The organism is Streptomyces sp. NPDC040405 (assembly GCF_055595765.1).
This window is the reverse complement of the sequence record NZ_JBVIVI010000004.1, coordinates 670,401-681,910: the sequence shown is the minus strand read 5'-3', so window position 1 is coordinate 681,910 and position 11,510 is coordinate 670,401. Positions and strand designations below refer to the sequence as shown.

Below are 11,510 nucleotides of genomic sequence, written 5' to 3'. Positions count from 1 at the left end.
TCTCCGGAGGGGACGCAACATGAGCGCAGAAGAACGACCGGACGGGCTGGTCGCCTTCCGGGAAATACAGGACAGCAAAGGGCGCGTGTACCGCGTCGGCGAGACGGACCGCGACATTCTCGGCTTCAACCGGAAGCTGATGGTGTATCTGCCGTGGATCGCCATGATGGCCATCAGCGTGTCCGAGTACGCGTACGGGTCCGCGGAGGACACGCTCTCGGAGGCCCACGGCTGGACCCAGAGCAACACCTTCTGGATCCTCAGCGTCTGGGTCTTCTTCCAGGCCGGGATCGCCTTTCCGGCGGGCTGGTTACGGGAGAAGGGCATTCTGACCGCCCGCCGGGCGATGCTGACGGGGGCGGGGCTCTGCCTCATCGGCTTCCTCGCGCTATCCCATCTGGACGACGTCTTCGCCGCGATCTGCGGCTTCGGCGTGGTCGGCGGGCTCGGCTCCGGGCTCGTCTACGCCACCTGCATCAACATGGTGGGCAAGTGGTTCCCGGAGCGGCGCGGGGCGAAGACGGGCTTTGTGAACGGCGGCTTCGCCTATGGCTCGCTGCCCTTCATCTTCATCTTCAACTACTGGTTCGACACCGGCAATTACCATGGAGTGCTCGACTTCATCGGCCTCTATGTGCTGGCCGTCGTCGCCCTCTGCGGCTGGTTCTTCAAGGACCCGCCCAAGAGCTGGTGGCCCGCGCATATCGATCCGCTCACCTTCGGCGGCAATGCCAAGAGCGCGAAGAGCCTGGCGAAGAATCCGCCCGCGGTGCGTCAGTACACCCCCAAGGAGGCCATCAGGTCGGGCATGCTGCCCCTGATGTGGCTTTCGCTCGTGCTGACCGCCGGGGTGTCCATCTTCGGTATCTCCTTCCAGGTCGACTACGCCAAGGAAGTGGGCTTCGGCCCGCTGGTCGCGGCCTCCTCGATGGGCATCATGTCCGTCATCAACGGCGTGGGCCGCGGCCTGGTGGGGTGGCTGTCGGACTTCTGGGGGCGCAAGACGACCCTGGTGTTCGTCATCGTGGTGCTGGGTCTGGCGCAGTTCGGGGTGATCTGGGCGGGAAATATCCGCAGTGAGTGGCTGTTCCTGTTCTTCGCCTTCCTCTCCGGATTCGGCGGCGGCGCCTTCTACCCGATGTTCGCGGCGCTGACCCCGGACTATTTCGGCGAGAACTACAACGCCACCAACTACGGCCTGGTGTACAGCGGAAAGCTGATCAGCGGGCTCTTCGGCGGCGGGCTCGGCTCGATGGTGGTCGACGACTGGGGCTACGACGGGGCGTACGCGCTCGCCGGTGGCATCTCCATGCTGGCGGCCGCGGTCGCCCTGCTGCTGCGGCAGCCGGGCCGGCCACGGGTCCGGGACATCGCCCCGAACCCGCAGCCGATCAGCCGCGAGGCGGTGTGAGCCACCGGCGTGTTCAGTCGCCGCAGCGCCCGGTGCGCAAGTAGCGGGCGCTGCGGCGGGCGGTGGTGAGCGAGCTGGCCGGGTTGTCGTGCTCCACCATCCACTGGTGGTTCCGGCGGCCCCCGTGGGTCCTGCCGACCTTGCCGAGGAAACGTACGTAGTCGATGTCACCGTCCCCGACGTCCACCATGCGGTAGCCGTCGGGGACGGTGTCGTCGCGCTCGCCGTCCTTGACGTGGAACAGCGGGTAACGGTCCGGGTCGGCCAGCACGTAGTCGAGCGGTTCGAAGGGCGCCGGGGTGCCGTCCACCCGCTTGCCGAAGCGGTGCTGGGCGACGTACGCCCAGTAGATGTCCATCTCCAGATGGACCAGCTCAGGGTCGGTCTCGGCGAGCAGCACGTCGTAGAGGCGGACGTCCGGCTTGTCGGTGGCGAACATGAACTCCTCGGCGTGGTTGTGCTGGTAGAACTTCATCCCGCGCGCCTTCGCGGCCGCGCCGTAGGTGTTGAAGTCCTCCGCGCAGCGCTTCCAGCCGTCGACCGTCGTGCCGTAGCGCCAGGGGCCGGACGCGGTGCCGATGTGCGGCAGGCCGAGGGCCTGGGCCTCGTCCAGCACCTTGGTGAGGTTGGTGGCGAAGGTGTAGGCGTTCGGGTCGTCGGAGTAGTAGCCGACGTGGCTGCCGATGCCGCGCAGCCCGTTGTCCCGCAGCAGCCGCTTCAGCTGCCGCAGGGTGATGGCGCCCGCCGATCCTTGGGTGTATCCGGCGAACTCCACCTGGTCGTAGCCGTAATCCGCCAGTTCCTCGAAGACGCGGGCGAAGCCGATGGACTGCACCTGGTCGCGGAGGGTGTAGAGCTGGATGCCGAGGTGGCCGCGCGGGACGATCGGACCGCGTCCGCCGTGGCTACGGGCCGTTGCGGTGGTGGTGCCGAGCAGGGTGGCGGCGGTGGCTCCGGCGGCGACGCCGAGGAAGCCTCGGCGGCGGAGGGTGGCGGCGAGTTCCGGGTGCTGGGCGCTCTTCACGTGCGGGTCTCCTGTCGATCGGGGTCTGTGGTGTGATCCAGTCCGGCGAGGCGGAGGAGCAGCGATTTGACGTCGGTGGCTGCCACCCGGCCGGATACGGCGTCCGGGCGGGAGCAGAGGAGTACGGGCCCGTCCTCGTCCCGCTCCGGCAACCGGCCGTGGCTGCCGCGCACCGGGGACGGATCGAGGGGGACGACGGCCATCCGGTAGCGCATCCCGAGCTTCTTGCGGGCCAGCGCGGTGGCCGCCTTGACGCGTACGTACGGATCGACGGGGTCGAGGAAGAGTTCGGCCGGGTCGTAGCCGGGCTTGCGGTGGATCTCCACCAGCTGGGCGAAGTCCGGTGCGCGGTCGTCGTCCAGCCAGTAGTAGTACGTGAACCAGGCGTCCGGCTCGGCCACCGCGACCAGTTCCCCGGAGCGGGGGTGGTCCAGTCCGTGCGTCTTCTTCCCCTCGTCGTCGAGGAGTTCGGCGAGGCCGGGCAGGCCGTCGAGGGCGGCCCGGGTGGCGGCCAGGTCCTCGGCGCGGCGTACGTAGACGTGGGCGAGCTGGTGGTCGGCGACGGCGAAGGCGCGGGAGGCGCCCGGGTCCAGGTACTCCATGCCGTCCTGGGTGTGCACCTCCAGCAGCCCGGCGCGGCGCAGCGCCCGGTTGATGTCCACGGGGCGGGACACGCGGGTGATGCCGTACTCGGACAGCGCCACGACCGTGCGGCCCCGGGCCCGCGCGTCGTCCAGCAGCGGGCCGAGGGCGGTGTCGAGGGCGGCCGCGGCGGCGTGCGCGCGGGGGTCGTCGGGGCCGTAGCGCTGGAGGTCGTAGTCGAGGTGCGGGAGGTAGGTGAGGGTGAGGTCGGTGGGGTGGTGGCGCAGGATGTGGCGGGTGGCGTCGATGATCCACTGGGAGGAGACCAGATCGGCGCCGGGGCCCCAGAAGTGGAACAGGGGGAAGGTTCCGTGGGCGGCGGTGAGTTCGTCGTGCAGGGCGGGCGGCCGGGTGTAGCAGTCGGGCTCCTTGCGGCCGTCGGCGTAGTAGACGGGGCGCGGGGTGACGGTGATGTCGGTGTCCGCGCCCATCGCGTACCACCAGCAGATGTTGGCGACCGTGTAGCCGGGGTGGGCGCGGCGGGCCGCGTCCCACAGCTTGTCGCCGCCGACGAGGCCGTTGTGCTGCCGCCACAGCAGGACGTCGCCCTGTTCGCGGAAGTACCAGCCGTTGCCGACGATGCCGTGCTCGGCGGGGGTCGCGCCGGTGAGGAACGTCGACTGGGCGGCGCAGGTGACGGCGGGCAGCACGGTGCCGAGCGGGGCGTACGAACCGGAGTCGGCCAGGGCGCGCAGCCGGGGCATATGGGCGAGCAGGCGCGGGGTGAGGCCGACGACGTCGAGGACGAGGAGCGGTGCTGGCCCTCTTGTGATGCTGCTGCGTGGAGCGCTCACGGCAGCTCCTTGAGGCCGAGGTCGGTCAGCAGATCGCGGGCGAGGGCGAGTTCGGCGGCGATGCCGTCGGCCAGCCGGTCGCGGTTGCGGGGCCGCAGCTCGGGCGGCAGCGCCTGCCAGGTGTACGTCTCGACCTCCAGGTGGCGGGTGAGCGGCGCCGGGCCGCCGACCAGATGGGCGAGGGTGTCGGTGAGGACGGGGAGGGTGGAGGTGAGCGGCGGCTCGGGCGGGGCGTGCAGGGGGACGTGGAAGTGGGAGCGCCAGGGGGCGGTGGTGTCGAGCCCGCGCGGCGCGAGGGCCTGGTCGAGGTCGTCGGTGCCGCGTACGCCGTGCGTGGCGGTGCGGGTGCGGGTCTGGTGGAGGAAGCGCGGCTCGGCGAACGCCGCCAGGGCTGTGCGTACGGCGGGGCGGTGCGGCTCCTCGGCGTGCAGCGCGGCCGAGAGCTGCGCCTTGACGATGGGCACACCGGCCGCGGTGAGGGCGGCGGTGGCGGTGTGCGGGTCCTCGAACTGCGTGGCGAGGTGGCAGGTGTCGAGGCAGAGGCCGACGCGGCGGCGGGGCGCTCCCCCGGGGAGCGCGGTCAGCGCCTCGATGGCCTGGTCGGTGGTCTCGACGGTGCAGCCCGGCTCGGGTTCCAGGCCGATGCGGATCGAACGGCCGGTGAGGTCCTGCAGCGCGTCGAGCCGTGCGGCGAGCGTGGTGAGGTGGTCGAGCGCGGCGCCCCGCCGGGCGGGGTCGAACGGGGTGCGCCAGGCGAGCGGCAGGGTCGAGACGCTGCCCTCGGTGACGTCGTCCGGGAGCAGGGCGGCCAGCAGCCTGGCCAGGTGGCCGGTGTGGGTCAGCCGCTCGGCCTCCGTCCAGTCCGGCCGGTACACGCGGTACTTGACCTCTTCGGCGCCGAATCCCTCGTAGGGGAAGCCGTTGAGGGTGACGACCTCCAGACCGCGCCGGTCGAGTTCGGTGCGCAGTCGGCGCAGGGCGGCCGGGTCGGCGGTCAGGGTGCGGGCGGCGTCGCGGGCCAGCCACAGGCCGATGCCGAGGCGGTCGCGTCCCAGGCGGCGGCGTACCGGCTCGCAGTGGTGCCGGAGCTGGTCCACGACGCCGTCGAGGTCTTCGGCGGGGTGGACGTTGGTGCAGTAGGCCAGGTGGACGGTGGAGCCGTCGGGGTGGCGGAAGCGCATGGGGTCACCGGCCTTCCGTGGTTACCGGGGCGCCGCGGAGGATGGAGTTCCCCTCGTGGGTGGCTTGGGGTGTGGTGTCCTCGACGTCGAGGTCCAGCCGTCCGCTGAGCCCGTAGAACGCCACCGGGTTGCGCCACAGCACCTGGTCGACGTCGTCCTCGGTGAAGCCCGCCGCCAGCATCGCCTCTCCCACGTGGCGCGTCTTCAGCGGATCGCTGCGGCCCCAGTCGGCGGCGGAGTTCACCAGGATGCGGTCCCGTTCGGTGGCGTACTCGCGCAGCACGCGCACCATGCGGTCCGGGTCCATCTTGGTGTCCGGGTAGATCGAGAACCCGAGCCAGCAGCCGCTGTCGGTGGCCGCCTTTACGGTGGTCTCGTTGAGGTGGTCGAGCAGGACGCGGTCGGTGGGGAGGGCGGATTCGTGGACGACGTCGAGCGTGCGGGCCAGGCCCGCGGCCTTGTCGCGGTGCGGGGTGTGCACGAGGGCGGGCAGCCCGTGGTCGGCGGCGAGCTGGAGCTGTGCGGCGAGCGCGGTGTCCTCGGCGGGGGTCATCGCGTCATAGCCGATCTCGCCGACGGCGACCACGCCGTCCTTGACGAGATAGCGCGGCAGTTCGTCCAGTACGGGGAGGCAGCGGGGGTCGTTGGCCTCCTTGGGGTTGAGGGCGAGCGTGCAGTGGTGGGCGATGCCGTGCTGTGCGGCGCGGAAGGGTTCCCAGCCGAGGAGGGCGTCGAAGTAGTCGTAGAAGCTGGCGGGCGAGGTGCGGGGCTGACCGAGCCAGAACGACGGCTCGACGAGGGCGCGCACGCCCGCGGCGTACATGGCCTCGTAGTCGTCCGTGGTGCGGGAGGTCATGTGGATGTGCGGGTCGAAGATGCGCATCAGGGCTCCTCGGGGGTCGTATGGGCCAGGACGCGGGTCAGGTCGGCGGGCACGTCCCGCCCGGCGGCGGTGCGTTCGCGCGCGTAGTCGGTCAGCATGCGGGCCAGCTCGGCGTCGCCCCGGGCGCGGGCGGGCCACTCGGCCACGGCGTCCAGGGGCACCCCGGTGAACAGGCACTTCAGTACGGCCTGCCGCCAGCCGTGCGCGTCGAGATGGCGCGCCGCGTACGGGCCGACGGCGGCGGCCACCAGGCGGGTGTCGTTCGTGCGCAGGGCGTCCTCGACCAGGGGGAGGGCGTCCGGGCCGGGGGCTTCGAGATGGGCCAGCGCGAGGAGGACGGCCCGGCGTTCGGCGGCCGTGCCGCGTGTGTAGAGGCGGGTGAGCGTGGGCACGTCGGGGCGGGCGGCTCGGAGGAGCAGGACGCGGGTGGCGGCGGCGAGTTCGTGGCCGGAGCGGGTGTGGCGGGCCGCGGCGGCGAAGTCCGCCTCCCAGTCGGGGGTGGGGCCCTCCTGGGCCGCGCTGGCCAGGGCGCGGTCCAGCCAGGCGGCGGCGTCGCCGTCGAGGTGGTCGCGTACGGTCGCGATCAGCATGGGACGCCTCCCGCGGCGGCGGTCCGCTCCGCCGCCTTGAGGTACGCCAGGGAGGAGCGGGCCAGTCCGGGCCCCGCGTGCGAGTGGCGGGGCAGCTCGACGCCGACCAGGCCCCGGTAGCCCGCGGCGTGCAGGGCTGCCAGCACCGGCGGGACGTCCATCTCGCCCTCCCCGAACGGCAGATGCTCGTGCACACCGCGCCGCATGTCCTCGATCTGCACATGCCGTATCCACGGCGCGGCCGCGCGAACGCAGTCGGCGGGCGGCTCCGGCTCCAGGCACTGGCAGTGGCCGATGTCGAGCGTCAGCCCGAGCGCGGGCGGATCGCCCAGCGCCCGGCGGAGCCGGTGGAACCCGGCGAGATCGCCCAGCAGATGCCCCGGCTCGGGCTCGACGGCCAGGGGCACCCCCGCGGACGTGGCGGCCTCCAGCACGGGCTGAAGGGCGTCGCCCAGCCGCTGCCAGGCGATGTCCTCGGCGGTGCCGTCCGGTCGCGCCCCGCTGAAGCAGTGCACCGCGTGCGCCCCCAGCTCCGCGGCCACCCGCACGGCGCGCAACAGCAGATCCACCCTGGCGCCGCGGGCCCCGGGGTCGGGGTCGAGGAGCGTGGGGTGGTGCTTACGTCCCGGGTCGAGCACGTAGCGGGCCCCGGTCTCGATGGCGACGCCGAGCCCGAGCCGTTCGAGCCGCTGCCCGACGCGGCGGGTGCGGGCCGCGAGATCCGGGGCGAGGGGGTCGAGGTGCATGTGGTCGAGCGTGAGCGAAACCCCGTCGTAGCCGAGGTTGGCGAGCAGGGCGAGGGCATCGTCGAGCCGAAGGTCGGTCAGGCCGTTGGTGCCGTACGCGAAGCGGAGCGCGGCGGCGGCCGGTGTCGGGATGCTCATGTCGGGCTGACCTTTCTGGACAGTCGCCGCGCGACGGGCACCAGCAGAAGCAGCCCCACCCCGCTACGCCCCGCCCCCGCGCGGCAGGCAAGCGCCGCCTGAAGCGGAATCATCGCCCGGATGCCACCACCGACGGCCCGCTGAAGGAGATAGGGGGAAGGGTTGAGCGCGGCGTGCGCGAGGGGGCGAGCGGCGGTGACGAGATAGGCGGCGGCGAGCGCGGCGGTGCGGGCACGGGTGGCTGGCGCACCACGCCGAGCGAGCGCCGGGGCCCGGCTTGGCCGCAGGCGGGCCGCCGGGCCCGCCACTGTGGCCGCCGCCCGGCCACCTGCGGCTGGGGCGACGCCCGGGACTCGGCCCCGCGAGGCGGCACCCGTCGCCCCCGCGGCCAGCCCCCGCAGGGCGGCGCGGGCAGCAGGTGGAACGCCACGGGGCGCGGGGGCTCGTCGAGGGGATGGGGGCGTTGGGGGGTTGCTGGTCGGTGTGGGGGGTGGGCGGGTGGCTGTCCAGGTTATTGCTGCGGCCGTGGCCAGGGCCGCGAGGGGGGCCTTCGTGGAGCCGCCCGTTGCCTCGTGCCGGGAGACCGTCGTCACGGCGAGGGTGTGGGCGCCCAGGAGGGCGGCCGGGGCGACGGCCTGCCGGGCAGCGGGGGCGTACGTGGCGGTGGCGCCCAGGAGCAGGTCCAGGGAGCGGGCCGCGGCCATGGCGTACGGGCCCGCCGGGGTGTTCTTCAGCCCCAGGTCGTACGCCCACACCGTGCCCGCCAGGGCCACGGCCGTGGCGAGGGCGCGGCGGCCCGCCAGGGCCGCGCACGCCAGGCCCGCCCCCGTCAGGCCCGTCGCGGCGGTCAGGGCGGCGGCCGGGGTGATACGGCCCGACGGCAGGGGGCGTGCGGGGCGTTCGATGGCGTCGAGGTCGCGGTCCGCCCAGTCGTTGAGGGCCATGCCCGCCTCGTACAGGCACAGCGAGGCGCCCATGGCGAGCGCGGTGCCGCGGTTCGGGGCGGTCCGGGTGGCCGCCGCGCCCGCGAGGGCGTCGCCGGGGACGGTGAACACGGCGGAGATTCTCAGGAGTTCCGCCCAGGCCCGCCCCTGTGACGGCGTCACGACCGCTCCCGCAGGCGGGACGCGAAACCGGTCAGGGCCGCGTACTGGTCGGCCAGGCCGGGCGGGCCGCCGTCCGGGTCCTTGAAGTAGAAGCCGAGTTCGGTGAGCGGCCCCGTGAGACCCGCTTCGTGGGCGCGGGCCGTGAGGCGGGCCAGGTCGAGGACGAGGGGCGCGGCGAGGGCGGAGTCGCAGCCCTGCCAGGTGGTCTGGAGGACCATGCGGGCGCCGAGGAAGCCGTCAAAGGCGACGTGATCCCAGGCGGTCTTCCAGTCGCCGAGTGCGGGCACGTTGTCGATGTGCAGCTCGCCGTCCGGGAGTTCGCCGAGGGTGTCGGCGAGGACCCGGGCCTTGCCCGCGTTCTTCGCGGCCGCGGCGGCGGGGTCGGCGAGGGCGGCGCCGTCGCCGCCGCCCAGCAGGTTGGTGCCGGACCACGCCCGTACGGGCAGCGCACGCTGCGCGAACATCGGCGCGAGCACGGACCGCAGCAGCGTCTGCCCGGTCTTGCCGTCGCGCCCGGCGTACGGCAGCCCGGCGCGGTCGGCTTCGGCGCACAGGCGGGGGTGGTGCAGCCCGGTGGAGGGGGTGAAGTTGACGTACGGGCACCCGGCGCGGAGGGCGGCGGAGGCGTAGAGGGAGCTGGGCGGCAGCCGGTCGCCACCGGCGGGGGCGGCGGGTTCGGTGGAGGCGACGTTGACGACGACGGCGCGGGCGAGGCGGTGGTCGCGGAGGAAGGCGTCGAGGTCGCGGGCGAAGGCGTCGATCAGCTCCTCGTCGTCGCGGGTGTCGCCGGGGTGCGGGCCGCCGGGGCGGATCGCTTCGTCGGCGGCGCTCAGTTCGGTGCGTACGGCGTCGGGCAGCCCGTAGGGCAGAACGCCTTCGGCGGTCAGTGCCTCGGCGCGCTTGGGGAGCGGGGTGGTGGCGGTGTCGTGGCCGCCGAAGACCAAGTCGCCGAGCGCGGGCAGACCGGTGTCCGCGAACGGCGCGGTCTCGGTCACCATCCCGGTCGCGGGCTGGAGCCCGGCCGCGACGGCGGCGCACCCGGCGACGGCGGTGGTGGCGACCGAACCGCGCGCGCCGATGAGCCAGATGCCGGTGCGGAGCCCGCCGCCCGGGGTGCCGGTGGGGTGTTGACGGGGGTTCGGGGTGTCGGGGCCGGTGGTCACAGGCTGCCTCCCGGGTGTGACGGGTACGCGGTGGCGTGGCGGTGGTCGCGGAGTGGTGCGGGGTGCGGCGCGGTGGTGCTGGGGTGGGCGGTGCGGGTGCGGGGCGGTGGTGTTGGCCCGCGTGTGGTGCTGTTCGCGCGGGTGCGGCGGTCGGGTGCGGTGGCGCGGGCGCCGTGGCGATGTGCGGTGGTGCCCGTCCGGGGGCGGGTCGGCCCGTGTCCTGGGCCGCCGGGCGTGGCCACCCGCCGCCGGGCGTGGCCACCCGCCGTCGGGCGAGGGGCCACGCCCGCCCCCGTCCGGTTGCCCGGGCCGGAGGCCGTTGCGCGGCGGGGAGGAGGCGGCGTACTCCTCCCCGCCGCCTGATGCCGCCCTACGGCTCCCCTCGGGCCGTTGGGCGGCAGATCACAGGGCCGGTCAGGACGGCAGTTTCTTGACGCGGATGTCACGGAAGTCGACCTTGTCGCCGTCTCCGTGGTTCTGGATGCCGATATGGCCGCCGCGCAGGCTGCGCACCGGGTCGTGGTTGGTGAAGTCGTTGATCCGTACGCCGTTGAGCCAGACCTGGAGGCGTTCGCCGCGCACCCGGATCTCGTACGTGTTCCACTCCCCCGGCGGGTTCAGCGCCGCGTCCCGCTTCGCGAGGTCGGCGGACTGGAAGCCGTACACCGCGCCGGTTGTCTTCTCCGGGGCGTCCGTCGCGTCGATCTGGATCTCGTAGCCGCGGTCGACCGCCGACCAGGGGTCGTCGGAGGCGGGGAAGCCGACGAAGATGCCGGAGTTGTCGTCACCGGAGGCCCCGGCCATGCGCCAGTCCAGCTTCAGCGAGTACGAGCGCAGCTCGCGCGCCTCGTACCAGAGCAGGCCCATGCCGCCCGTCGAGGTGAGCGTGCCGCCCGCCGGGTCGTGGGTGAAGGCACCGGGTCCGGCCTGCTTCCAGCCCGCCGTCGACGTGCCGTCGAACAGCGGCCGGTAGCCGTGCTCCGGGCGGCAGTCGGCGCGGGCGGCGCCGGTGGCGTAGCGGATGCCGCCGAGCAGGTGCTGCCGGAAGGCGGGGTCGGCGTAGGACTCCTTGGTGTGGCCGAGGCCGGTGTAGAAGGCGCGGCCGCCGCGGTAGTCCTGGCACCAGGCGATGGGGTGGTCCTCCCCCATCGAGCCGCCCTCGTAGGACGTTTCGTCGAGGGTGGCGAGGATGTGGGCCCGGTCGCGCGGGTTGCTGCGGTAGTCGTACCACTCGTCGGTGCGCTGCCATGCCGCGCCCAGGTGTGCGGTGGCCGGGTGGGCGCGGTCCTCGACGGCGACGGTGGCCTGCTGGATGGCGGGGTGGGTGCGGAAGTACGCGCCGACGAGGCCGCCGTAGAACGGCCACTCGTACTCGGTGTCGGCCGCCGCGTGCACCCCGGCGTATCCGCCGCCCGCCCGGATGTAGCGCTCGAAGGCGGACTGCTGCGCGGCGTCGAGGACGTCGCCGGTGGTGGAGAGGAAGACGACGGCGTCGTAGCGGGCCAGGTTGGCGCGGGTGAAGGCGGTGGCATCCTCGGTGGCGTCGACGGCGAAGCCGTGCTGGGCGCCGAGTTCCCGGACGGCGGCGATGCCGTCGGGGATCGCGTCATGGCGGAACGCGGCCGTCTTGGAGAAGACGAGGACGCGGTCGCTCCGGGGCGGCGGCGCGCCGGAGGCCGCCGCCGGGGCGAGGGCCGTGGCGGCGAGCAGCAGCGCGGCTACGGCGGACGTACGCAGGAGGGCGAGGCGGGGTCTGGAGCGGCGGGGGTGCGCGGGCATGGGCGGGTGCTCCTTCCTCCGGGTGCGGCCCGGGGCGGACGGGTGCGCCGCCC

The 11,510-nt window shown here is 73.7% G+C and carries 10 protein-coding genes; 1 reads left to right on the top strand and 9 read right to left on the bottom strand.

Annotated features, from left to right (window positions below):
- The first annotated feature begins 19 nt into the window (after nucleotides 1-19).
- Nucleotides 20-1,411, top strand: a complete 1,392-nt coding sequence (locus tag ACZ59A_RS20780) for an OFA family MFS transporter (RefSeq protein WP_470960552.1) — start codon at nucleotides 20-22, stop codon at nucleotides 1,409-1,411.
- Nucleotides 1,412-1,424: 13 nt separating this feature from the next.
- Here ACZ59A_RS20780 and ACZ59A_RS20775 read toward each other — a convergent pair whose 3' ends face one another.
- The 9 genes from ACZ59A_RS20775 to ACZ59A_RS20735 form a co-directional block, all read right to left on the bottom strand.
- Nucleotides 1,425-2,435: a sugar phosphate isomerase/epimerase family protein gene (locus tag ACZ59A_RS20775; protein ID WP_470960551.1), complete on the bottom strand. Its 1,011-nt coding sequence runs from the start codon at nucleotides 2,433-2,435 to the stop codon at nucleotides 1,425-1,427.
- Nucleotides 2,432-3,871, bottom strand: a complete 1,440-nt coding sequence (locus ACZ59A_RS20770) for a nucleotide pyrophosphatase/phosphodiesterase family protein (RefSeq protein WP_470960550.1) — start codon at nucleotides 3,869-3,871, stop codon at nucleotides 2,432-2,434. The genes ACZ59A_RS20775 and ACZ59A_RS20770 overlap by 4 nt, the downstream gene beginning before the upstream one ends.
- Nucleotides 3,868-5,052: a metabolite traffic protein EboE gene (gene eboE / locus ACZ59A_RS20765; protein WP_470960549.1), complete on the bottom strand. Its 1,185-nt coding sequence runs from the start codon at nucleotides 5,050-5,052 to the stop codon at nucleotides 3,868-3,870. Before eboE ends, ACZ59A_RS20770 begins: the two co-directional genes overlap by 4 nt.
- A 4-nt stretch (nucleotides 5,053-5,056) precedes the next feature.
- Nucleotides 5,057-5,935 (bottom strand): TatD family hydrolase, encoded by an 879-nt coding sequence (locus ACZ59A_RS20760; RefSeq protein ID WP_470960548.1) that lies wholly within the window; start codon nucleotides 5,933-5,935, stop codon nucleotides 5,057-5,059.
- Nucleotides 5,935-6,525, bottom strand: a complete 591-nt coding sequence (locus ACZ59A_RS20755; protein ID WP_470960547.1) for an EboA domain-containing protein — start codon at nucleotides 6,523-6,525, stop codon at nucleotides 5,935-5,937. The genes ACZ59A_RS20760 and ACZ59A_RS20755 overlap by 1 nt, the downstream gene beginning before the upstream one ends.
- A complete protein-coding gene (locus ACZ59A_RS20750) occupies nucleotides 6,519-7,409 on the bottom strand; it encodes a sugar phosphate isomerase/epimerase family protein (RefSeq protein ID WP_470960546.1) in 891 nt (296 codons plus the stop codon). The genes ACZ59A_RS20755 and ACZ59A_RS20750 overlap by 7 nt, the downstream gene beginning before the upstream one ends.
- Nucleotides 7,406-8,515, bottom strand: a complete 1,110-nt coding sequence (locus tag ACZ59A_RS20745) for an SCO3242 family prenyltransferase (RefSeq protein WP_470960545.1) — start codon at nucleotides 8,513-8,515, stop codon at nucleotides 7,406-7,408. Before ACZ59A_RS20745 ends, ACZ59A_RS20750 begins: the two co-directional genes overlap by 4 nt.
- Nucleotides 8,512-9,603, bottom strand: coding sequence for an inositol-3-phosphate synthase (locus ACZ59A_RS20740; protein WP_470960646.1), 1,092 nt, complete (start codon nucleotides 9,601-9,603; stop codon nucleotides 8,512-8,514). Before ACZ59A_RS20740 ends, ACZ59A_RS20745 begins: the two co-directional genes overlap by 4 nt.
- A 489-nt stretch (nucleotides 9,604-10,092) precedes the next feature.
- Entirely contained in the window at nucleotides 10,093-11,457 is a 1,365-nt protein-coding gene (locus tag ACZ59A_RS20735; protein ID WP_470960544.1) for a ThuA domain-containing protein, read from the bottom strand.
- Nucleotides 11,458-11,510 lie beyond the last annotated feature (53 nt).